The sequence below is a fragment of the Aeromonas sp. s1(2024) genome, assembly GCF_040908005.1.
Taxonomy (GTDB): domain Bacteria; phylum Pseudomonadota; class Gammaproteobacteria; order Enterobacterales; family Aeromonadaceae; genus Aeromonas; species Aeromonas caviae.
On record NZ_JBFOCW010000052.1, the window covers coordinates 58,980 to 81,209 of the forward strand.

18 protein-coding genes and 1 pseudogene are annotated in these 22,230 nt (G+C 47.6%); 8 read left to right on the forward strand and 11 right to left on the reverse strand.

Annotated features, from left to right (window positions below):
• Nucleotides 1–269: 269 nt before the first annotated feature.
• From AB5Y70_RS12295 to AB5Y70_RS12310, 4 genes are read left to right on the forward strand one after another with little or no spacing between them, the layout of a single operon-like run.
• The gene (locus tag AB5Y70_RS12295; protein WP_335878330.1) at nt 270–1,418 is read left to right on the forward strand and encodes a tyrosine-type recombinase/integrase; all 1,149 of its coding nucleotides are present in this window, start codon (nt 270–272) and stop codon (nt 1,416–1,418) included.
• A 9-nt stretch (nt 1,419–1,427) separates the two neighbouring features.
• Nucleotides 1,428–2,951 (forward strand): site-specific integrase, encoded by a 1,524-nt coding sequence (locus AB5Y70_RS12300; RefSeq protein WP_368176006.1) that lies wholly within the window; start codon nt 1,428–1,430, stop codon nt 2,949–2,951.
• Nucleotides 2,951–5,371: a hypothetical protein gene (locus AB5Y70_RS12305; protein WP_368176007.1), complete on the forward strand. Its 2,421-nt coding sequence runs from the start codon at nt 2,951–2,953 to the stop codon at nt 5,369–5,371. Before AB5Y70_RS12300 ends, AB5Y70_RS12305 begins: the two co-directional genes overlap by 1 nt.
• Nucleotides 5,364–5,819 (forward strand): hypothetical protein, encoded by a 456-nt coding sequence (locus AB5Y70_RS12310; RefSeq protein WP_335878225.1) that lies wholly within the window; start codon nt 5,364–5,366, stop codon nt 5,817–5,819. The genes AB5Y70_RS12305 and AB5Y70_RS12310 overlap by 8 nt, the downstream gene beginning before the upstream one ends.
• A gap of 70 nt (nt 5,820–5,889) precedes the next feature.
• Here the strand turns inward: AB5Y70_RS12310 and AB5Y70_RS12315 are convergent, their stop codons facing one another.
• Complete coding sequence (locus AB5Y70_RS12315) at nt 5,890–6,426, reverse strand: hypothetical protein (protein WP_335878224.1); 537 nt, start codon at nt 6,424–6,426, stop codon at nt 5,890–5,892.
• A 112-nt stretch (nt 6,427–6,538) separates the two neighbouring features.
• Here AB5Y70_RS12315 and AB5Y70_RS12320 point away from each other — a divergent pair, with 112 nt between their 5' ends.
• Nucleotides 6,539–6,745 carry a helix-turn-helix domain-containing protein gene (locus AB5Y70_RS12320; RefSeq protein WP_182310736.1) on the forward strand — a complete coding sequence of 69 codons (207 nt, stop codon included), beginning with the start codon at nt 6,539–6,541 and terminating at the stop codon, nt 6,743–6,745.
• Nucleotides 6,746–6,878: 133 nt separating this feature from the next.
• On the opposite strand, the gene AB5Y70_RS12325 is transcribed toward AB5Y70_RS12320, so the two are convergent.
• Together AB5Y70_RS12325 and AB5Y70_RS12330 are read right to left on the reverse strand one after the other, a co-directional pair.
• Nucleotides 6,879–7,130: a plasmid stabilization protein gene (locus AB5Y70_RS12325; RefSeq protein WP_335878223.1), complete on the reverse strand. Its 252-nt coding sequence runs from the start codon at nt 7,128–7,130 to the stop codon at nt 6,879–6,881.
• Between the two features lie 140 nt (nt 7,131–7,270).
• Nucleotides 7,271–8,545 carry an IS4-like element ISApu2 family transposase gene (locus AB5Y70_RS12330; protein WP_045892401.1) on the reverse strand — a complete coding sequence of 425 codons (1,275 nt, stop codon included), beginning with the start codon at nt 8,543–8,545 and terminating at the stop codon, nt 7,271–7,273.
• Between the two features lie 156 nt (nt 8,546–8,701).
• On the opposite strand from AB5Y70_RS12330, the gene AB5Y70_RS12335 reads away from it, so the two are divergent.
• From AB5Y70_RS12335 to AB5Y70_RS12345, 3 genes are all read left to right on the forward strand, one after another.
• Nucleotides 8,702–9,073 carry a hypothetical protein gene (locus tag AB5Y70_RS12335; protein WP_004099020.1) on the forward strand — a complete coding sequence of 124 codons (372 nt, stop codon included), beginning with the start codon at nt 8,702–8,704 and terminating at the stop codon, nt 9,071–9,073.
• Nucleotides 9,074–9,390: 317 nt separating this feature from the next.
• On the forward strand, nt 9,391–10,659 hold the full coding sequence (locus AB5Y70_RS12340; RefSeq protein ID WP_011191342.1) for an IS4-like element ISApu1 family transposase: 1,269 nt from the start codon (nt 9,391–9,393) through the stop codon (nt 10,657–10,659).
• A gap of 500 nt (nt 10,660–11,159) precedes the next feature.
• Nucleotides 11,160–11,621, forward strand: a complete 462-nt coding sequence (locus tag AB5Y70_RS12345; protein WP_335878221.1) for an antitoxin Xre/MbcA/ParS toxin-binding domain-containing protein — start codon at nt 11,160–11,162, stop codon at nt 11,619–11,621.
• Nucleotides 11,622–11,712: 91 nt separating this feature from the next.
• On the opposite strand, the pseudogene AB5Y70_RS12350 reads toward AB5Y70_RS12345, so the two are convergent.
• The 8 genes and pseudogenes from AB5Y70_RS12350 to AB5Y70_RS12385 all read right to left on the reverse strand — a co-directional run.
• Nucleotides 11,713–11,859 (reverse strand): annotated as a pseudogene (locus AB5Y70_RS12350) (H-NS family nucleoid-associated regulatory protein); the annotation flags it as partial.
• Between the two features lie 35 nt (nt 11,860–11,894).
• Entirely contained in the window at nt 11,895–12,611 is a 717-nt protein-coding gene (locus tag AB5Y70_RS12355; RefSeq protein WP_368176008.1) for a M48 family metallopeptidase, read from the reverse strand.
• Nucleotides 12,611–15,712 (reverse strand): type I restriction endonuclease subunit R, encoded by a 3,102-nt coding sequence (locus AB5Y70_RS12360; RefSeq protein WP_368176009.1) that lies wholly within the window; start codon nt 15,710–15,712, stop codon nt 12,611–12,613. Before AB5Y70_RS12360 ends, AB5Y70_RS12355 begins: the two co-directional genes overlap by 1 nt.
• On the reverse strand, nt 15,705–16,283 hold the full coding sequence (locus AB5Y70_RS12365; RefSeq protein WP_368176010.1) for an SLATT domain-containing protein: 579 nt from the start codon (nt 16,281–16,283) through the stop codon (nt 15,705–15,707). The genes AB5Y70_RS12360 and AB5Y70_RS12365 overlap by 8 nt, the downstream gene beginning before the upstream one ends.
• On the reverse strand, nt 16,273–17,589 hold the full coding sequence (locus AB5Y70_RS12370; RefSeq protein WP_368176011.1) for a nucleotidyltransferase: 1,317 nt from the start codon (nt 17,587–17,589) through the stop codon (nt 16,273–16,275). The genes AB5Y70_RS12365 and AB5Y70_RS12370 overlap by 11 nt, the downstream gene beginning before the upstream one ends.
• On the reverse strand, nt 17,586–18,857 hold the full coding sequence (locus tag AB5Y70_RS12375; RefSeq protein ID WP_368176012.1) for a restriction endonuclease subunit S: 1,272 nt from the start codon (nt 18,855–18,857) through the stop codon (nt 17,586–17,588). The genes AB5Y70_RS12370 and AB5Y70_RS12375 overlap by 4 nt, the downstream gene beginning before the upstream one ends.
• Nucleotides 18,848–21,328 (reverse strand): N-6 DNA methylase, encoded by a 2,481-nt coding sequence (locus AB5Y70_RS12380; RefSeq protein ID WP_368176013.1) that lies wholly within the window; start codon nt 21,326–21,328, stop codon nt 18,848–18,850. Before AB5Y70_RS12380 ends, AB5Y70_RS12375 begins: the two co-directional genes overlap by 10 nt.
• Nucleotides 21,329–21,336: 8 nt before the next feature.
• The gene (locus tag AB5Y70_RS12385) at nt 21,337–22,209 is read right to left on the reverse strand and encodes a helix-turn-helix transcriptional regulator (RefSeq protein WP_368176014.1); all 873 of its coding nucleotides are present in this window, start codon (nt 22,207–22,209) and stop codon (nt 21,337–21,339) included.
• Between the last annotated feature and the right edge of the window lie 21 nt (nt 22,210–22,230).

Genomic DNA, 22,230 nt, shown 5'->3' on the forward strand with positions numbered 1-22,230 from the left:
TCATCTTTTTTGTATAATGTCCATGTATTATTGTGTACACAACATTGTCCTCTCTTTGGTGTGTACACATGTATAAAGTGATAAAAATTGATGATAAGCGTGCCTGCCTCTTCGACAGTGAAGTCATGCAACCAACATTCTTGTCGCTGAAATTTTGCATAGAACAACTGCATTTCAAATCCCTCAACTATCAGATCAGTACACTTTCTAACATAATGTTCTTCCATGAGTATTGGCTTACTAAGTTCAATTGCACACTGGATTATTCTATGTATAAAGACGAATTTTCCGGTGCCGTCATATCAAAAATTATCTCAGAGTTAGAAGGCTTCTGGATTTTCCTTTGTAGTAGTAAAGTTTACATGGATAACGTTACTGCACTTCCTACAATTCACAAAAAAAATTCAATAAAAGAAACTCAAACTCATGTATCAAAATATCAAACAGTCTGCCGTTTTATCTCATGGTTGATAGATTCCTATATTACACCACATTTTATATTGGATGATTTTGAAAAAACATACAATCTAAATAAGACATTACACTCATACTTAAGTCTTTCAGCAAATAATCACTCTAAATTTCGATTAGGAAATAAGAACAAAAACCTTTATAAAAGCTTGACCAATGAACAGCTCAGGGATTTTGTTTATCTTTTTAAGCTACCAGCAAAAATTGAGAAAGATAGTGATGGTAGAATGACTGCTTCAGCTTATGTTCGATTTAGGAATCTCATTCTGGTGAAGCTCCTTACACAATATGGTTTAAGGATTGGCGAGACCCTTCTTCTCCGAGAATCTTCATTCAAACTAAATATGGCAGAAACTATAGCCTATATGTATGTGGCCAATTTAGATGATGGTGTCGATCCACGAAAAAATAAACCATCGATTAAGACTCGCAATAGTATCAGAGAACTAAAAATTTCAATGCAAGACTACAAAATCATAAAAATGTTTATGATGCAAGTGAAGCTTAGGGCATCACACAATTTTCTATTTAGTTCATCGATAGGTGAATGCCCCCCTCTCACCTACAAGGCTGCATATAAAATAATTATCGATGCTAGTGAAATCATGAAAGACAAATTCCCTGCATATTTTGACCAAACTAAGGCTGAATTTTTGGAAAATGTACACCCACATATGCTTCGTCACACATGGGCATACATGCAGTTGAAGAATCTCTACTACCAGGTTGAAAAGCAGTTTATTAAGGCTGGCGCGGTAAATACGAAGGGAATTATGGCGTCAGCAAAAGATATGCTACGTCAGTTAGGTGGCTGGTCGGAAAACTCAGTGATGCCAAACCATTATGCCGAACGTTTTATTGCTGAAAGTGCAAATGAAAAAAGTTTAAAAATGTTTGATGAACATTTTATCGAAACATTTGAAACTCTTGATATTCCGAGAATATGAGGATTAACAATGTCAATTGACCCCTCCATTATACATCAACAAATCATACTGTCACCCAAACAAATATCCTTTATTACTGGATTAAAAATACCTAAACATGTAACTATTCAGACAGACTCTCACTTTGATTCAGTTACATCCAAGACATCGGAGGACAAATGGCGCTTTGTGATAGGTGGCGAAACTGAGACATTTAACTTCTCTGATATCGAACATCATCCCCTAAAGCTTCTCATAAAATATTGCACCGCTGCATTTATAAATTATGGCAGGCCTCTTCGCAACACAAATTTTAGAGTTATAAAGAAGAGCTTCAATGTTGAAAACTTTACCTTTGATGGCTTTAAAGATAAGTTATCTTCAAAAGAATTGTTGGAAAATCCAGAACAATACTTCGCAACCAAAGGGATAGCAAAGCTTCTGTGTCAGCTCGATTTCCCAGGCTTTTCTGTTGAAAACATTGGCGATTTCATTCTAATCCCATTCCCTAAATGCAACAATCCATTCCTTAAATATCAAGATTTAGAAAACGCATTCCCCTCCCCTTTAAAATCATTGATTGTGCGCGCTATTGTAACTGCAAGCAAAAATCTATTAAATCTTAGCAATGCTGATGTGGAAAACATTACGTTATTTGGTTTATCATTCTACACCGGTATGCGGCCTGTTCAGTTTGCTAAGATATCTGTTTTGGATTTTAAGAAGGATACAAGTAACAAGTCATCTGGATTATACCGATACAGTCTTAACATGCCATATGCCAAGCAAACTAGGATCACTAATAACAAAGTAAAAATAGCTTTACCTGCTGAACTAGGTCTACTTATTGTTGAATACATTAATAGATTTCGACTGCAGCCAGAAGACCGTTTCATTTTGGTAGACAAAGACTTGACTAGATACTTAAACGACATATTACAGCAGATGTTATTATCTATGCAGCCAAAGTCAGTACAAGAGCAGATTATTAAAGGGGATATTATTTTACCGAGGCTAACAACTTATGACTTTCGGCATAATGTTGGTCACTCATTAGCACTTGCTGGAGCAAGTGCTGATGAAATAGCCTATATGTTAGGCCATAGCTCTTTAATCGCGGCTACATACTATATTTCTGCCACTCCAGAATTGGCTATGTTGAAAAGTAAAGCTCTTGGGGACAACCCAGTATGGCAAAACATGATCAATCTATTACTCACTGGTTATGCCGTTCAAGAAAAAACATGGTTAAAACGGACCGTTTCCGGCACGCTAGGAGGTAAGCTTCACATTAAGATTGGAGGATGTGAAAGACCTGGTGAAGATTGCACTCTTGCGAAGGTTCGCTCCTGTTATGGATGCTTTTACTTCAGACCTTTTACCGACTTAGTAAAGCACCACGCCATTCTAGATTGTATAAATAAGGAGATTATTGACACACTAGAGGTTAGTGAAAAGTCTGGAAATATTCATAACCCCGCCTTAGACATTATTGCAAATTTAAAATGTGAAGTACAGATGGTCATAAACCGCATTAAAGGAGGATTAAAATAATGAAGGATAAATTTGACAACTTAAAAATATTTATTGCGGAACAGAAGGCATACTTCCTTGAAAACATCAAGCCTGATGTTAATTTTATATGGGAAGATGATAGCTGGAGTTCGGATTCTGAACAAAAAGGTGTCTTCTCAGGTAGAAGCTCTGGCCATCTTGAGTTCAAAAGCATTAAGAGTATAAATAAAGGTATTTATCTTGATGGTGATGTTCATATAGATCTAAGCAAAGAAATTTACGATGATTATCGTGATTTCATGAAGTCTTTTATCGTCTTCCTTATAAAACTAAAAAACCACAAGATATCAATATCTGCCTTGAATCGCGACAATTTGCTGCTGAAGCGCCTTTACATTCGCATGCTAATTAATGGCGATATAACTCCTACTGTTCAGGCTTTCAGTAATGAAATAATCTCACAGTCGATGTTGGCGCATTGTTCAGTCATGAGTAACCTAAATAACGCTGCAGATAGCCAAACTGCGATGAGGAAATTATGCGAGTACATAAATAGACTAGGAATAACATTCAATCCGATAGAATATAAAGTCACCCAAAAAAGACCCTCATCCAAGTCGACTGAGGCAGCTACGCAAGCAAAAATACAAGCTTTTCATAATGCTGAGTTTGCTGAAGAGACTGATGAAGATGAGAGTAAAAAACTGATCACTATACAGACCTTTCTTAATATAGTCGCTGTACGTGGTATGGTGACGACAGATGGTGAAAAAATATTACTTAATATGCTGATGCTACTTATGGTCACTGGTTTTAGATTTGGTGAAGTTGAGAGGCTAAAGGCTGATGCGTTGAAAATACTTGATGTAGAAGATAAAGAAGTAATCGCTATTCTTAAAAACAAAGGATTGAAACATTATTTTTTAGGCATTGTATATGTAGGTGAGAAGCAGGCAGGACATAGGACCCATTGGGTAGAACCATTAGCTATAGATTTAGTAGAAACTATTTTTGAGGATACTTTAAATCTTACCAGAAGCATTAGAAATCATCTTAGCTACTGTAGAGGAAATGGTTTTAGCTCACTATTGCCAATCGAACTGCATGGTAAAGATGAAATTTCATTAGATGAAATAATATCGTATATTTCTGAATCATCCTCAATAACTGCTCAAACTAGAGGTGATTCTGCTCAAAGAGACTATGCCAAAAAGGCGCTGGCTAAATTTGGAATTGAGCCTTCCCGAATCGATGTGATAAATGGCAGACAAAAACTTTTTTATTACTCTTCCGATGACATAGAGCAATTCTTAAAGAAGAAAATCTCATCCAATAAAGAGCTGAATACAAATTTCATCTACAATTTCACAGACTCTAAATCAGGAACTAATATATCCTATAATGTAGAGGACATGTTATTCATCGTGCCAGAAGGCTCAGCCTCACTGGTTAGGTCCTCAGTAACAAAACCCTTACCTTCTAGAGTATCAATGCGTGATATGTTGAAGTTTATAGGTGCAAATGATGGTATAGGCGGCACTTCGTTATTCAAGAAATACAACCTGGTAGATGAAGATGGTAATTTCCCTGAACTTACAACACACATACCTCGTCACACTATCAACACATTCCTCGCTATTGCGGGAATAACTGACCATCTACAAGCTGTCATGATGGGCCGTGTTGATATTAGTCAAAACACTGCATATCAACATTTAGCCATTGAACAACGAGCACTAGCAAGCGAAGTGGTAACTTTTAGTAGCCAGATGGTCTCATTCATGAACGAACCAGAGTTGGATGTTTCGATAGTGCCGACACCTTTAGATTTGATAAAGAATACAGGTGAGATTTCAATTAACCAAAGATTGAACATCGGTAATGCCATCGCACAGAATGCTCACACCTTTACGACAAAGGAAGATAAAGTTTCGTTCCTAGAAGACATATTTGAATCCTGTTCATTAGACTTAATGGCAGGCCTTGGTGAGGCATGGAGCCAAGAAGAGTCAAAACCAGAAAAGAATTTGTTGCTAAATAGGCATGCTGATTTACATCCACTCGACTTCGGAAGCTGTATGCGAAAACTACAGGCATGGTCATGCCCATACTCCATGAAGTGTCAAGACGGTTCAGCATGTCCTTATTTCACGGTAATAGGAAGAGCGGACGATACAGTAAAGTTAGAACGAAAAATATCATTGCTCCAACAGCAAATTCAAGAGCTCAACAACTTATTGGTGTTAGGGACATTAACACAAGCTGAGCATGATGAACTTATACTAGATTTTTCTTGTCGTTCTAAAAACTTACAGCGAGTCAAAGAAGGTTCTAGAAAAATTGAATCTACTAAGGTAAAGTTCAATTTAATTGACTTTGATTTTGATAAAAAACCAAAAACTCTCGCCACAATTTTTGCTGTTGAACATAAAAAGCTGGAGAAAGCAAATAATGCATAAAAAACTGTCAGGTGAAGCTCTCAATGAAGCAATTGAATCCGAATTGCGAGCAATGGTACGTGAAGGATATCAGTTATCCCCTATTTCTAATAAATCTTTACATATCAGACTAAAAGAAAAAGGCATCATCACCGGAGCTGTCAGTACTCTAACAAGTCGCAGAGATATTATTGAACATTATAAAAAAATGCAGCTAGATGAGATCGGTGGTACTTTTGGAAAAAGCGTTCGCTCTGGATCGACTAAAAGTAGAGCTGAGTTAATTAAGTCCAATGCTTCTCTAAGGCGTCAGGTTGAAGAAGCAAAAAGTATGGTCGTGCAGAACACAAGTGTACTTATAGATATTGTTCATGCTGTTAAAGCTGCTGGCCTCCATAAAAACATTGAGCGATTTCTAAGCCCTTTTCTAATTAGGGAACTACAAAACTCAGACAATGATAAAAACTAGCTCTTGTACCTATACTCAAAGCCACTTGATAGTTAATTAGTATTTCTGTAATGAAAAAAGCATCATCATTCTATTTGGTGGCAGTATTACTTTCATTCTCTTTCTCCAAAGCTTCAATGATAATTTTGACAGCATTAAGTCTTCCCAATATGGTGTTTATTTTTTTATTTACTTGGTTTGATGCGACTATAATAGGGCTTTCAAATTGTGGATATAAATCTGCTAATTCATCATACTCTCTCCACTCCCCCCAAAGTGACTGTATTTTATTTTCATAGTCACAATATCTCGCTTGAAGTCTAGATAAAACTTCAATCTGCGGAGCCTTTGTTTCATCTACAGGAATAGAAATAAGCTCGATAGTTGCATTTACATACTCCTCTGTTTTGACAAACCTCACATATCGCCCATTAAATATTCTTCTGAGAAGACCGAAACTCACTAATTTCATTACTTGTATATATATATAGCTATATTCTCTTGCATTTCTGTACGAATTACTTTTTTCACCATATCCAGATTTTAAACATTCAGATATTGTGAAGTTATTTAGTTTATCAACTTCAAGAGCTACATAGATTGGTGTTGGCAATTGAATTGTCGGCATATTCTAACACATTCCCCAGTGCCAGTTAGATTATTGGGTACAAATAGGGATTATAGTCCCTTCACTTGTGCTCAGCAACCAGAGATAGTTTTCGCCTCAAGTGAGGCGATAAATGCATGATATAGCGAAGAAATTTGGTAATAAGTTGCGTGCAAAACGAACTGAACTCGGCATCACCCAAGAACAGCTCGCCTTAATGTCTGATATCGATCAGAGCTATGTAGGGCGCATCGAGCGAGGAACCGTAAATATCACGCTTGAAAAAGCCTACCGGCTTTCCGAGATACTCCAATGTGATATTCGAGATCTTCTTCCATAACTTCAATAACTTATTAGCCCTGGAGGTTGCCAAAAATCAGCATTTCCTCGAGTAACCTGTAGAACTGATGTATCAGATTGGCTCACGCACTACATACCAAGGCAACATTCTGTCCTGGCACGATTGATAGACATCATAGGTCGTCCAGCGAAATACTAACCCTGTCGAGTGATGCGATACGCTCATCAGCTATACGGTTCAGCTCGGCATCTTCGGCTAGTTCAACATAGTAGGCGAAAAGCTCAGGTGGCACACAGTAGAAGACTGGCTCGTTGCGATTGAGGATAGCAACTGCAGAACCATTACCCTCCTTAAGGGTGCCCATCGGATTACGTTTCAGTTCGGTAATGCTGGCTACAGTAGCGGAGAGAATCTGATTGCTCATTATCGATTCCTAATAGTCTGGCACTCAGGAAATGGAAGTGGCTATACACCTAAAGCAGTGGCCGGGATGATTCGACCTTACAGTAGCACTTTTACTGTCTCAGTTATCCCTGAACTTACCTGTCCTTCATGTACAGAACCTTAAGCGGCAAGCGAATTAATAATACCGTCTAACGTGTTGTTTTGCTTGGATTTTCTCTGCCTACTCTTTTTGCCGTTTTTGGATAAATACACCATTGCCCACTCCAACTTCTCTGTTATTTCCTGCCACGCACCATGGATGATGCTCGCCAATATCGGCATTAACCAAAGCGCGCTGTTTTTGGCAATCTTCAGCATCGATAACTCCGCGCTGCCAATCAGCGTCAGCGCCAGCCGACGTTTGACCAGCAAGGCCAGCAAACTAGCCCAGATCAAGCCTTCCGCTATCGCTTTTTGTCGTGTCGCGAACGCCTTCAACCGGTTATGTGATTTCAGCTCTTTGAACAACAGTTCGATCTGCCAACGGCAACGATACAATGCCATCACCTTCTCGGCTGGCCATCGCTCACGCGGAAGATTGGTCATCCATATACAGAACCGTTTTTCCTCTGCAAACCAACGTCTTATGAGTCGATATTTATACTTTCCCGAACTCACATCCAGATCCAGAACCTCGGCTCTGCAGCTTCTCCGATCGATATCCTTGAGCTTTTTTCCGAGTAACTTGGGCATTTCCCTGCCGTCCTGTCGGTAAGCTGCCTGTACTTTGGGATTGAGATTTTGACTCCCTCTGACCAGATAGCTTCCTTTGGCTTTGGTCACATCAGCAAAGTACTCGCGGCTGATGTAACCGGCATCCGCCAATAACAGTTTGTTATTTAACGAATTTTCGGCCGGAAGATGCTTGCGCTCCGATTCGGTATCCGCCGTGATACTCATCGATATCGGCGACTGGTCCAGCAAGGACATGGTCATATGACACTCTACCGCAGCGGGGCTGTGCTTATTGAATCGGCCCGGGAAATGTTCTGCCAATTGCGGATGTAACGCGAATGACGACCCGTCCTGCAGCAGTACCTGCTCAAAGCCTGCCAGTCCGTGGGCGTCCGGTAGACACTCCTTGAGGCGTAAGGCGATGGCTCGTTCAACCAGTGCGCGCATGAACAAGGGAAAACCCTGCTTGCGTAACTGGTTGTGAAAGGGTTTATACGCTATTTGGTCAGTATCATGGAGCTGCAACGCATTGAAATGGCGATGCAAACCAGCAATACCATCCACCTTGTCGCAACCAAGCCCTGAGAGCAGAGCCGGGAGTAGTCTCGCAGGCTGGATATCCCGGAGTCGCTGACAAAAACCGGTAAATTTACCGATCCGGTTGAGTTCAGAAGAGCTAAGAAGTTGCTTGAGGTACTGGGTTGCATTTATAATAGTCATGGCTTCGGGCGTGTCGGTTTTTTTTTGCGATTAAATCAGATCACAAACGAAGCCTTTTTTCTATCTATTTCAATTGGTTGTAGCTAAAGATCCTGTACATGACAGGTCACTGCAGCGGCCAAACTGTTGCCACATCTCAGTTCAGGAGGAAACGCAATGACTCAGGAAAGGATCCAGACCCGCTACCCACTCGGCGGCCCCTTCGCCACCCAGGCTGAGCTGGAGCAGGCCATCACCCAGGCCATAACGACCCACAGACAAGATTTCTTCCCTCTGCTGGAACGGCTGGTGGACGTGGGGGACACCCGGGTCAACCTCAGTCAGGAGAACCCGCTGCGGGTGCTCAGCATCGAACTCGCTGACGGCCGTGAAGGAGTGGCCCATATCAACTACGAGTCCAACTTCGCCGAGAGCTGCCTGATTATCAACGAATACGACCAGCACCAGACCAGCCTGGCCTTTCGCCTCGACGGGGATGCACTTATCTTCGACGTCGAACTGCCGATCGCGTGGAATTTCAATAACTGAAGATTCAGCGGTGTAATGCCGCCTGGTTGCTACACCCGGTCAGCCAGCTCCCCTCACCCTAACCCTCTCCCAAAGGGAGAGGGGATCAGCCCGTGCCAACCTCCAGCCGTGGTAGTCACTCCATACTCTGCTGTTATTTCAGGCGCCTGTAATCTTCCCCATATGGCTGTCATCTGAATAGCAATATCCAGCATATAGCCACCATAACCCTCACTCATGTACAGGATCTTTAGCGGCAACCAATTGAAATAGATATAAAAAAGGCTTCGTTTGTGATCTGATTTTATCGCCAAACAAAATCAACACGCGCGAAGCCTATGACTATTATCAACGCTAATTACTATCTGGAGCAACTCTTGGCTCCCGCCGCACTCGAGCGCATTGCTCGGCTCTGCAAGTTTTGTCTGCGTCAGCGTGCCATTACCCCAGCCATGCTCGTACCTGCACTGCTGCGGGCCATGGGAGGCGACCAGGTCAATGACATTGCCGGTTTACACCGCCATTTCAATGCCTTGCAACTGGTAAACACCCATCAGGTTTCTTACAAACCGTTTCACAATCAGCTGCGCAAAGAGAGCTTTGCCCTGTTTATGAAAGCCCTGGTCGAGCGGGCCATCGCCTTGCGTATCGACCATCAACTCAAAGCAGCCTCCCTCGGCGCGTTCAAGCAGGTGTTACTGCACGATGGCACCTCCTTTGCGGTGCATCGGCGCCTTGCTGCTGATTTTCCCGGCCGGTTCAAGACCATCAGTCCGGCAGCTATCGAGTGCCATATGACCATGTCACTGTCGGAGCAGAGCCCGTTGTGCATGAGTGTGTCTGCCGATACCGCAGGGGAACGGCAATTTCTGCCTGAAGCCCACACGCTGACCAACTGCCTGCTGCTGGCTGACGCAGGTTACATTGACAGGGCTTGGTTTGAGCAGGTGAACGACGCTGGCGGATTTTATCTGGTGCGCGGCACGAAAAGCCTGAACCCCAAGATAATCCAAGCCTGGCGCGGTGATGGACGGGAAGTACCCAAGCTGGCGGGACTATCTCTGAGAGAGGCCGGACGGCGACGCTGTCGGGCCGAGGTACTGGATATGGTGGTGAAGTCCGGCCAGGTCGAGTACCGGTTGATCCGGCGCTGGTTTGCTGAGGAAAAGCGGTTCTGTCTGTGGATGACGAACCTACCGCGAGCAGCATGGTCAGCAGAGCAGGTGATGAGCCTGTATCGCTGCCGTTGGCAGGTGGAGTTGTTATTTAAAGAGTGGAAATCGCACAACCGGCTCAAGGGGTTTGTGACGGGCGAGAAAGCGATTGCCGAGGGGTTGGTGTGGACGAGCCTGCTGTCGCTGGTGATGAAGAGACGGGTCGCGCAGAGTGTGATGAGTGGGGCGCTATCGATGCTGAAAGCGTCGAAGAACAGTGCGACGTGGTGGCTACCGCTATTGGAAGCAGTGGCCCATAGGGCGCTGACAGAAATAAGGGAAAGATTGGAATGGGCTGCCGATTATTTGGCCAAGAACGCCTGCCGAACCAAGCAGAGAAAGTCGATACAGAACAGGACCTTGGAAGGCGTTTTAAATGGACTCGCCGCTTAAGGTCCTGTACATGACCTGTCCTTAGGCTTGCATATTCCGGTCGAAAATGAACACCTATTCCGGCTTGCGTGTACACCGATTCCGGAGACCTCAGAGCACGTACTCTGATGTCAGATGAACCGTCCTGTTCCAACGTCTTGGATCCGCAACTGCCTTGCTACGCTTGGCTGCTGGCTTGTTCGGTGAGTCAAAAAGATGCCTCCCCTCAAAGCTCAGCTTCTGCTCGAAGAATCCCTGTCCGCATACTTCCCGGAAATGGTGTTCACAGATTCCGGAATCACTGTTCAACTTCACCGGAATACGCAAGGCTGAGCTTTGATGCCTCACACTTACGGCTATGATCCTTGCCTTCCCCATATCTTCGATCGTAGGAACAGTCCCATCAGAGAGAAAAATTGCTGACATAGGATAGTTCACGCACTCCCAACATGCCTACAAAGGAGAGCGCATACCAGCTACAATGTCTATAATGTATTGATTGTGTTATCCATGAGGCCGTGATGAATGTAGGAACTCCTTACAAACCACTTCAGAATCGTGTTGTAAAACCAGATGGTCTCTTGGGCATCTTACTTTTACCTCAAGAGCCTTTTGATGCACATTGGAAAATTCTATCTGGGTTCTCATTTGAGGTTATGACACAACTTTCTACCTTGATGAAGGTAGATGAAGTCACAATTTGCAAATTGGTCAATATTAGCTATGTGACCTATACCAAGAATAAAAAACAGGGTAAAAAAGTCTTCTCTACAGAACAAAGCGTTAGGTTGTACATGTTCATTAAGGCTCTGGATGCGGCCTTACAACTTTCTGATGGAGATAACTCAACTGCACTTCAGTGGCTAAAGTTACCTTCCAAAGCCTTAGGTGGTGAATCTCCGATACAGATGCTGAGGACTCCACCAGGAACAGAGGCTGTGATGGATCTCATAGGTCGAATTGAACATGGTGTTATTACATGAGAAGTATGTATTCGGCCCGATCCCTTTCACATCATAAAGACAAGAAAACCTGAAGGCCAAGGTATAAACCTTGGCCTTCAGGTGGAATAGATCAAATCAGGAAGCTATCTAGTGCTGTGCCACCTTCTACTGCCTTTGCAATAGCCTTTGGCATGCGCCCCTGACCAGTCCAGGTTTTCTCTACACCATCTTCGGTGTATTTGTACTTGGCAGGGCGAGGAGTGCGAGTCCGCTTAGCAGCAGTCTCCCTAATGGGTTCCTTCCCCGTATTACTCACTCTTTCCAAACCTCTGCCGCCAGTGGCAATTCGTTGAGCTCGGCACGGGCCTCTCGCCAGCTAGGGTAATGCTCTTCAAGGATTGCGATGAAACGCTCACTGTGCGTTGGCTCGATCAAATGAGCCATTTCATGCACGATGACGTACTCCAGCAAGTCCTTCGGCTTTTTTACTAATTCCGTATTGAGGCGGATGTTTCCAGCTGAGTGATTGCAGCTACCCCACTTGGTTTTCATGCGTTGCAGAAAGTAGCCTGAAACGCTCACTTTGAGCTTTCGCTCCCACTTTTTAACCAGTGGGGGCACGACCTCGTGCAGTAATAACTTGTGCCACTCATGCATCAACTCCGCACGCTTTTCTGTGCTGCTGCCTGGACGAACAATCAGCGTAATCCGTTTGTTGCTGAGGATAACGGTGGGCTTTACATTCTGGTAGTCCACCGTCATCAGGTAGCGTCGCCCCCAAACATAGTGGCTCTCTCGTTCAACAAACTGACGTGGAGTTTCCCGTGCCTGACATCCGAGCTTTCTCTGCTGATCACGAATCCAGGCCAATTTGGAGATCGCATAAGCACGTGCTACTTCCAGACGGGTGTTAAATGGGGCGGCAAGGGTCACACATCCATCAGGCGGATGGACTGTGAGATGGACATTCTTAATGTCCTTCCTGGTTACCGTTATTGAAATCTCGCCCAGTTGGATCGTCTCGTTCATCAGTACCCCGGTTGGTTCTTGATGATTTCAAAAATGGCCAGTGTCGCGACCCGATCCCGCGACATGATGGGGAACAGAGCATTCAGCACCTGCTTCTCGCGGACGTCATCCCCTTTCCAGCCAGCTGGAGCCTTCTCACGCATCGCCTGATCAAGTTCAAGTGCGAGCATCGCCTTGGCATCCTCATCTGTCGGACAAACGAACGTGGTTGTCGCAATACTCGCCAGATTGTTGAAAATGGTAATAGCCTCTAGATGACCATTGAGCACATGGGGATGGCCTACTGTATTTTTTGCCGCCATCTTCCTTACTAACGCCTCGGCCTTAATTAGAAATTCTTCGTATGCAGCAGTCTCATCTCGCTTTTGCTGGATCAGGTCATCCAAAAGCTGCGACATTTCCTCATAAAACTTGGGATCTGTTAATTGGTCACGGACAATCACTTTGCGAATGTTATTAATGATTCCTTCGGCAATCGCATTTTTAGACAGCTTGCCCTTCTGATTGAGCTTCTTTGCAATAGCATCGTGAATACCGGTCTCGATGATAAGCTCGGTCAGTGACAACGAACTAAGGTTCCCCAAATTATCAGCTGGATCTGCTTGGATATAGGTGTTGATGAGGTGCCGCATGTCCGCCTCATAAGGTTTGATGTCCAGCTCTTCACCTGAATGCTTCTTGATTGCCGTCCGGATATCGCTGTAGAACTGGATCTCCTTTTCAAGCAAGGAAATATCTGCCGACGAATACCCCGCTTCAACCAAATTCTGCGCAATTGCCGCATAGGCGCGCAGGAATACAGCCGTGGATTTGTAGAATGAAATTCGCAACGGCTCGGTGTTCAGTAATGCTTCTGGATCGTTGGCATCACCGCAGAAATAGTGGAGGTACTGCTCCATCTCGCGGGGCATGGCCACCGGCTCACACAAGTAGCTCAACGCCTCCCTGGCAGCATCGAGCTGCGCCTTGCCTTCCTTCAGCCAGTCTTTCACGGCTACGTTGCCATCATCGCCACCTTCATCGATGTCCAGCTCGTCCGAGGTGTAAACGGCGATGGAGTCCTGCACCTTCTCGAACAGCTCTTTGTAGTCAACAATGTGGCCATAGTCCTTGTCGTCGCCGTCGAGCCTGTTTGTGCGACAGATAGCCTGGAACAAGTTGTGATCGCGCAGCTCGTTGTCTAGGTAGATGTAGGTGCAGGAAGGCGCATCGAAACCGGTCAGCAGTTTACTTACCACGATTAGCAGCTTCAGATTGGCTGGCTCGTCGATGAAACGCTGCTTGGTCTTGTCCTCGTAGTCCTTGGTGGTCTGATTTTTCTGCAGGACATGCAGAGTGTAGGTGTCGAACTTGTAACGCTCGTCGCTGTCCTTGGGCTCGCGCGAAATAGCGTTGTGATTGAGCTCGTAGGACGTAATGATTCCGCAGTACTTGCCAAACGTCGTGTTCTGGAACAAACGGAAGTAGTGGCAGGCATCGTAGATGGAGGCTGCCACTAGAATGGCTGTTCCCCGGTCATTATTCAGACGCGGCTGAACACCGAAATCGTGGATGATATCGGCAATGATGCGCTGTTTACGCTCACCGGCACTCATCAGCTCTTCCATCGTCGCCCAACGTTTCCGCAGAACCGACCGCTGGAAGTTGTTCAGTCCCTTGGTCTTCTGGTCGAACCAAGCATCGATGGCTTTTTTTGACGTCAGTTGCTGCGGCACATCACGCGCTTCGTATTTCAGGTCGAGCACCACCTTGTCAGCCACCGCTTCGTCAAACTTGTAGGTATGGATGTAAGTGCCGAAAACCTCGCGGGTGGTTTGCTTGTCTTTGCGCAACAGAGGCGTGCCGGTGAAACCGATGAAGATGGCGTTCTTTAGCCATCGCTTCATCTGCTTGTTCATGTCTCCGCCTTGCGTGCGGTGACATTCATCGACGAAGACGTATACACGACCAACTACCCTCGGAGGCTCGCCCTTCAGGTCGGTCGTATCAAATTTGTGGATCAGCGCACACATCAGGCGCGGCGTGGCTGCCCCTAGCTTTTCAACCAGTTCCGCGCGAGAGGTGATGCGCGGTGATGCCGCATCCTCGCCAATCACGCCTGCATTACGCATCACACCCACGATCTGCTTGTCCAGCTCATCACGGTCGGTGATGACCAGGACCCGGGCGTGTGGGTCAAATTCCAACAGCCACTTGGCAATCAGCACCATCAGAATGCTCTTACCACTGCCTTGGGTGTGCCAAATCACACCACCTTCCTGCTGCCTCACCCGCTCCTGGGCCGCTTTCACGCCGCGGTATTGGTGGACGCGAGGCACCTTCTTTTGCCCGCCATCGAAGATGATGAAATTGCGGATCAGGTCGAGCAGGCGCACCTTGTCAAACATCTGTGCCAGTGGTTTGTCTAACAGCGCACCCTCTGCGAGTGGTTCTGATGTGGTGGCGCCTTTATCCTTGCGCTCTTTCCACTCGACGAAAAACTTCTCAGGGGTGCCCATGGTGCCGTAGCGCAAACCCTGCGAATCGCTTCCCGCTAGCACCAACTGCACCGTACTGAAAAAACCTTTGTTGAAAATCTCTTCCTGGTTGGTGATGAGCTGACGAACACCGTCGGCTACCTCCACCGAACTGCGTTTCAACTCAATGACGGCGACGGCGATGCCATTGATGTACACGACCAGATCGGGCCGCCGCTCGTAGCCACCGCGCAAAGTGACCTCTTCGGCCAGTCCAAAATCGTTGTTGCCGGGTGCTTCCCAATCGATGAGGTGTACGGTCTCATGCGCCTGCCCGGCTGCAATCTGTACCGGTACGCCATAGCGTAGCAGCTGGTAGGTTCGCAGATTGGCTTGATACAGGGTGATGCCGGTGGAGTCGGCGGCGGTCAGGAGTTTTTGCAGTGCCGCAGAAATGTGCGCATCGGAATAGCCACGCCTCTTGAGATTGCTGCGCAAAAAATCTGCCTCGATGCAGCGGTTGTTGCCGCGTTTACTCCACTCGCCCAGGTGATCGTACCCAAGGCAGTCAGGGCGATTTGTATCAGTAAACAGAGCGGCAACACGGTTCTGCGTCTTGCGCTCAGATCGGGTTTGCTCAGGCATTGGCCTCCCCCTTAGTTATTCTCTTCAATTCTTTCGGAAGGAAGGCATCAATTTCCTCATCGGAAAAAGTCATGTCTTCCAACTTCTTCAACGCTTCTTGTGCCCTGCTGTAAGCCTTGAAGTTTGTGCTGGGTGCTCCGACATAGACGGCATGCAGTTCATCCTGAAGCTCATCCCTTCTTGTTCGAATCAATCCGAGCGCCACATCTCCCACACGTATATCAGTGAGCAACGAAAGGTATTTCTCTCGAATAATCCAAAGATCTGAGCCTGCTTGGCGATGTTTCTGCGCGATCTCGCCAAGGTCGTAATTCTTGGTGTAGGCATTTAAGGCAAGCAGGCTCGCTGAGAGCAGGGTGCTAATTGCTGCCCCAATTTCCTTCGTCCCGAAGAACGTCGACACAATTCCGCCGGTCACTGCTGCAGAGATCACAATCTGCCAGAATTTAATTCGCCCTTGCCGCTCAAGCAGAATGTCTGCGCATTTCTCGTGTGTTTTGTGGGAATAGACAACTCGCCCATAACACTCGCGCAACTGGCCTTCCAGTACATTGATATGCTCAGTCGTCATTGTTCTGCTCCCCATTAATAGGAACGTGAATCCGGTTCTTGGCGACTACCACACCATCCTTCACGCAATAGCACTCTACGATGTGATCGCCGCGAAAACTGGTGGATTCCGTCCGCTGCATCAATCCATCATCTTTGATGATTTGCCCTCTGATGCAATTCCTCTTACGGGCCGCATCGCCGCGATTTAAGACCTTCCAGTAAATGTCATATGGCTCGGACACCGAAACGTCTGTAATTTCGAAGCGCAAGCTCTTTTTGGTCATCAACGGAATCCTTCTAGCCAACATATCGCTGAGGAAGAACTCACGGAATCCGTTCTGTTTGACCTCGCAATCCAGTTGCATGGATTCTCGAATATCAACGGGAAATTTGTCCTCGATAAACTCCTCGGTGTCATCCCAACTCTGTGCAAAGCTCTTAGCCATGGCCTCTTGAGCCACCGTCGCCGCTGCTGGGAATGGTCGCCCATAAACTTTCTTCCACTTATCGTTGACGTGCTTCTGGTGCTCGGCCTCAATGGCCTCCAAGCAGAGCTTGTAGGTCTTCTTGGCTTTGTTCTGAAATTTCTTTTTGACCTTGACTCGCTGGCGGCTACCCGGCGCAGCGTACTCGGTCTGCTCTGGCAGTTCAGACAGGTATTTGAAGAAGTCCCGACTCATCCAGTCGTAGTAGAGGAAACTCTTGGTGTCGAAATCCGTGGTTGAGGCCAGAAAGTTGTAGGCCAGCGTATCCAACAGCAGACCACCCATTCCGACACCGTGCTTGTTCTTCCAAGCCCGGGCCATCTTGCACAAAGGCCTTAAATTGGTATTTTTCTTCGTATCCAAATCCGCCACTGCTGTCATCTCTGCTCGCGGCTTGGTAGTTTTCCAGCTGCCACCATTTTTTGTATCAGGATACAAATAGCTTTGATCATCCTGTTCAAAAACAGGCTGAACCTCGACGTGGAAATTTGTGTAGGTAACCGTTACGACCAGGCGGTCTACCTTTACTTTTGTCGTCGGGTAGCGCTTGAGGATCGCCTCTTTCGCATCCTGCAGCAAACTCAGTTGCCCACCGGCTTTGTTGTAATGAACCCATTTGGTCTTGGGCATGATGTACAGCATGTCCAGATCGGAAATGCCATTGATGCCCGTTTTCCGACCAAACGACCCGACCTGAAGCGTATTCGCGGTTTTTGATTCCGAGTCTCGAAACTGTTTGTTCAGCGCAGCCGTCAGCTCGCCATAGCGCAGGCTGATGGTTTCCGCATTACCAATCGCTAAATTGCCGACAAAGTCGGAAAACATCTCCGCAACACTCATACCAGCCTAGTCCTTCCGGTGAGCAGCTCTTGCATCATGGCTTGCTTGATGTTGTGGGTTTTATCTCGTCTCGCTTCGAGGGCTGACAGCTCGGCGTCAATCTCAGAAAGCACGCTGGCTATAGCGCATTGTTCAATGTAGCTAGGGAACATGATTTCCAAGTTGCGAACGTCGCCGCTGTTTATTGCGGGATAATTCGAGCCAGTCAGTAAAGTATCGATCTGACGATTTACATCAGCAGCAAAAAAATGGCTGAAGACAAAGGCTGGACATGTGACGCCTTCACGGCAACGAATCACACAAAATCCTGTTGAACATACCCAGTGCCCAGTGTCACCTTTAAACAGCAAATGTGATTGCAGATTTGGCCTAACTGTTGAAACAAGCACATCGTTTGTCATCAATTTTCTTCGGGCGCGCGATGGGGCATCGATAAATATTTGTTCGGAGTGGTTTCTCAGTTGGCCGAGATCTACATCCTCTAGTGAGATGTAGTTAAAACAGAAATCGGAGGCGGTATCAGTGCCAAGATTTTCGGGGTCAGTGTCAACTACGTCGCCTAAGCGTTTAAGCTGCCACTCGTCAATAAATCCCGGCAGACGAGTTTCGCCGGTGAGCAACTGCTGCATGGCCGCCTGCTTCAAATCGCGTTTTTTGGCGATCATTTGGTCCAGGGTGACGAGCAGCGCATCCACATCGCACAGGGTTTTGGCAATAGCGCGTTGTTCAGCAACTGGAGGCTTGATGATTGGGAGATCCAACTGTTTTACGATGCCGAGATAGGCGCGCGTACCACCACCGGCCAAACTTGCAAAAAGGGACTGAAACCGCGAACTGTCGAAGTAGTGCCTGAGAAAGCGGTTATCCAGTCGATTAGCATCTCTCACTCGGTAGTAGGTCACCTGCGGTGTGAGCATGATGTAGTCGGTGTTAAGCTCACCAACTATTGCTGTACTCCCAACAGTTCCTTTGTGGGTTAGCAAAATGTCGCCTGTAACGGCGAAACCTTTTTGAAGTCTATCTGCTCGTTCTTTTGTAATGAACTTACAGCCATTTAGGTCCACCTCGCCGTTTACGAAATTGTTGGCCATTACGAACGGAATGCCATAGCCAACATAGTCGCTGCTCTTTGGGTGGATGTTACCGTGATTTCCATCAAGGGGCTTTTCGAGAATTTCCTCCTCTACAAGCTGTTTAACGGAAACGACATCCCAGTCGTCCGGAATCACTCCCACATCGCTGCGCTTGTATCCTGGCATCAATTCCATACCGCCCCCATCTTTTTCAGGTGTTCATCTACCCGGGCTGAAAGGGTTGCTAAATCTTTGGTCAGCGTCGGTAGCGGCGTGGCATAGCGTTCCGCAAGCTGGCGGATGCGACTGGTGAGGGTTTGAGAAACCCGATCCAGCTCACCTTGCACGGCAGCGGCCAAGGTCGCCAACCATTTGTCGTCCACTACAAGCGACTTGATCTCTTCCTCGGTCAGTTTGGGGTACTTGGCATCGAGTTTGACCTCAAGATCATTCTGCGCCGCTTTCAGCTTGGACTTGATATCGGTCTGCTTATCGAGCAAGGCGGAGTAGTCCTGCAACACCTTGCGCTCGTCGGTGTAGTCAGGATCTTTGCCGATCTCCTTCAGGCGGGCTTTGACAACCTTGGCGGTGATCTTCTGCTTGTCTCCTTCGCCTTCGATGACCTCTGCCAGCAGTCCTTCTTCGCCACTGTTCTCTTCCATCATCTCCTGAAGCTGCTGCTCGATATCTGCCAGCTTGGCTTCAAGCGCTTCAATGGCGTCGCGCTCGGCGATGAAGTAACGGGCTATCAGAATTGATGCGGGAATCAGATCGGATTTGAACCGGCGCCTGCCTTTCTTGTAGTCATGAGCTTCGGGCCACGCCAGCTTGCCGTCTTTGTTCCTGACTTGAAGGATCTCGCGCGGCTGCGCCCCAATCTGCCAGCCTGCATCTGCGATCAGGTAGCAGTCGTCTTGCATCGTCTCGGCCCAGTAATCCATGAGATGTTGGTACACGTCATAGGCATTGACCAGAGGCGTCGGCTTGAATCGGGCAAGCAAGTCCTCGGACAGAGCTTCTATCAGTTGCTTTGGATGACCGTTTTGCGCAAAGCCCTTTAACTGCGGGGTGCTGGCCTGCTTCCAATCGGCAAAGACCTTAGTGGCAACCTGATTGAATGCAGTGAACTCGGGATGCGCAAAGATGGTGCTCTTTACTTCGGCGATGGGCAGCTTCAACTGTGCGTAACCGGTTCGCCCGGCTGACTCGAACAGGGTGTTGCGAACACCAGGGATCACCTTCCAATAGGCGTACAACGCATCCAGGTCACGCTCTGGAATCCCGCCACGCAGGTGGCCATCGATGTCCTGGATGTCTTCAGGTTCAGTGCTGTCGATGTAGCGTGGCAGGTTGAGGTTGTAGTCGTTCTTGGGGTCTGCGATCTCGGTCAGCGGCACCATACGCGAGTAGCGTGGCAGCTCTGCCAACTTGGTGTAGGCATCAACGATCTTGTGAATGTCCTGCTCACGCAGGCGGTTTTTGGCACCGTCCTTGATGAAGCCTTTGGAGGCGTCGATCATGAAGATGCCTTTACGTGCTGACGCGTTTTCTTTGTCCAGCACCAAGATGCAGGCGGGAATACCTGTGCCGTAGAACAGGTTGCCTGGCAGACCAATGATGGCTTTGAGGATGCCCGAGCGCACCAGCTTCTCACGGATGACAGCCTCGGCATTGCCCCGGAAAAGGACGCCGTGAGGGAGAATGCAGGCGCCTTTGCCGGTGCTCTTCATTGAGCGAATGATGTGCAGCAGGTAAGCGTAGTCACCTTGCTTTTTCGGCGGTTCGCCCCAAGCAAAACGCTGGTACACGTCGCTGGCAGGGGTCAGGCCGGTGCTCCAGGTCTTGTCTGAGAACGGCGGATTGGCGACAACATAGTCATAGGTACGCAGCGACTCGCCATCCTTGAATTTCGGCGAGGCGAGCGTGTTGCCCTGCAAGATGTTGGCGGTTGGAAAGTCGTGCAGGATCATGTTCATACGGGCGAGACCTGCTGTGGTCACGTCCATTTCCTGCCCTTCCAACGTGATGTGCTTGCCAGCCTCTGCGGCCACCTTGAGCAGCAAGGAGCCAGAGCCGCAGGTGGGGTCATACGCAGTGGTCGAGGCCACTGCATTGGCAGGGGAGATGCCCACGACCTTGGCCATGATGCGACTGACTTCGGATGGCGTATAGAACTGGCCTTTGCTCTTGCCGCTCTGCGAGGCAAAGTGCCGCATCAGGTATTCGTAGGCATCGCCCAGAATGTCGTCGTTCTCGGCTCGGTTCTTCGAGAAATCCAACTCGGGCTTTTGGAAGATGCCGATCAGGTTGCTGAGGCGATCCACCATCGCCTGACCTTCACCGAGCTTGTTCGGATCGTTGAAATCAGGGAAGTCACTGCGTGCAAGGCTGGAGTTGGCATCAATCAGCGGCTGAATAATCTGCGTGTTGATTTTGTCGCCGATATCACTCTTGCCCTTGAGGGCAACCATGTCCTTGAAGCTAGCTCTGGGCGGAATGGTGACTGGCGGGGCAAAGTCATCAGAGTCACCGTACTTGTCCGATACGTACTTAATGAAAAGCATGAAGAGGACATAGTCCTTGTACTGACTAGCATCCATACCGCCGCGCAGTTCATCGCAAGATGCCCAAAGCGATGAGTAGAGGTCCGATTTCTTGATTGCCATTTGTGATCCTATTTCCGTGTTGTGCTGGTCGCCGGGGCACAGTAGCCGGGGGCGATCTTTGCGTTTTCGACGCCATACAAGGCCAGCGGATCGCTGAGCCAAAGGCGATACTGTTCTTCTGTTAGGTTGTGATTTGGTGATGCATCCACGCTCCAGCGCAGTAGCATGTAGCCCGCCACCGCTGCACGAACGCGCATCCGGATCGAGCCATCGGTCATCCCATAGTCCATCTTGATGATCTCGGGGCGGGCGAGACGCGGATGTGGCACCAAGTCCAGCTCCACGATCCGAGTCCATTGGATGTCGTTATCCGGGCGCTCGTTGGTCTTGGGTTCCTCATCGACCAACGTCGGCGCTTCGATGCGGGTGACAACGAAGTCACGGAACTCGCCGCTCTTACGGTCGAAAGCCCGGACGTGCCAGCGTAGTCCGGTGTCAACCAGCGCAAAGGGAACAATGACCCGCTCGGACTCTCCGCTGCTCATCGAGTGGTAACGGACGGCTATGGGCCGCTTGGCATGGATGGCACGGCAAATCGTGGCTAACACATCCATCTTGGGGATGCTCAGAGCTGCGGGGGATTCGCATGAAAGCAGCGCCTGCATTGGGCCGTTCACACCATCGCCAAAGCCGAGAGCCAGCGCCGACAGAACGCGCAGAGATGCGTGCTCGAACAACGGGGAGAACGCCTGCCCGATGCGATAGATCTTGTTGCTACCATCGAAGGTGATGTTATGTGGTGCGATTTCCCGGTACAAAGCCAAATCGCGTGTCGCCCCTGCTGGAGCCACACCGAAGCGCTCAATCAGATCTGGGCGACCGATCTCACCGAAGAAGTAGAGCCGAAAATCGATGTAGGCCAGCCGCTCGCGCTGGACCAAACTCAAGTCCTCAAGCCGCTT

Coding starts and splice junctions, on each gene's coding strand:
- AB5Y70_RS12295 (WP_335878330.1), top strand. CDS start 270: ATGTATAAAGACGAATTTTCCGGTGCCGTCATATCAAAAATTATCTCA.
- AB5Y70_RS12300 (WP_368176006.1), top strand. CDS start 1,428: ATGTCAATTGACCCCTCCATTATACATCAACAAATCATACTGTCACCC.
- AB5Y70_RS12305 (WP_368176007.1), top strand. CDS start 2,951: ATGAAGGATAAATTTGACAACTTAAAAATATTTATTGCGGAACAGAAG.
- AB5Y70_RS12310 (WP_335878225.1), top strand. CDS start 5,364: ATGCATAAAAAACTGTCAGGTGAAGCTCTCAATGAAGCAATTGAATCC.
- AB5Y70_RS12315 (WP_335878224.1), bottom strand. CDS start 6,426: ATGCCGACAATTCAATTGCCAACACCAATCTATGTAGCTCTTGAAGTT.
- AB5Y70_RS12320 (WP_182310736.1), top strand. CDS start 6,539: ATGCATGATATAGCGAAGAAATTTGGTAATAAGTTGCGTGCAAAACGA.
- AB5Y70_RS12325 (WP_335878223.1), bottom strand. CDS start 7,130: ATGAGCAATCAGATTCTCTCCGCTACTGTAGCCAGCATTACCGAACTG.
- AB5Y70_RS12330 (WP_045892401.1), bottom strand. CDS start 8,545: ATGACTATTATAAATGCAACCCAGTACCTCAAGCAACTTCTTAGCTCT.
- AB5Y70_RS12335 (WP_004099020.1), top strand. CDS start 8,702: ATGACTCAGGAAAGGATCCAGACCCGCTACCCACTCGGCGGCCCCTTC.
- AB5Y70_RS12340 (WP_011191342.1), top strand. CDS start 9,391: ATGACTATTATCAACGCTAATTACTATCTGGAGCAACTCTTGGCTCCC.
- AB5Y70_RS12345 (WP_335878221.1), top strand. CDS start 11,160: ATGAATGTAGGAACTCCTTACAAACCACTTCAGAATCGTGTTGTAAAA.
- AB5Y70_RS12355 (WP_368176008.1), bottom strand. CDS start 12,611: ATGAACGAGACGATCCAACTGGGCGAGATTTCAATAACGGTAACCAGG.
- AB5Y70_RS12360 (WP_368176009.1), bottom strand. CDS start 15,712: ATGCCTGAGCAAACCCGATCTGAGCGCAAGACGCAGAACCGTGTTGCC.
- AB5Y70_RS12365 (WP_368176010.1), bottom strand. CDS start 16,283: ATGACGACTGAGCATATCAATGTACTGGAAGGCCAGTTGCGCGAGTGT.
- AB5Y70_RS12370 (WP_368176011.1), bottom strand. CDS start 17,589: ATGAGTGTTGCGGAGATGTTTTCCGACTTTGTCGGCAATTTAGCGATT.
- AB5Y70_RS12375 (WP_368176012.1), bottom strand. CDS start 18,857: ATGGAATTGATGCCAGGATACAAGCGCAGCGATGTGGGAGTGATTCCG.
- AB5Y70_RS12380 (WP_368176013.1), bottom strand. CDS start 21,328: ATGGCAATCAAGAAATCGGACCTCTACTCATCGCTTTGGGCATCTTGC.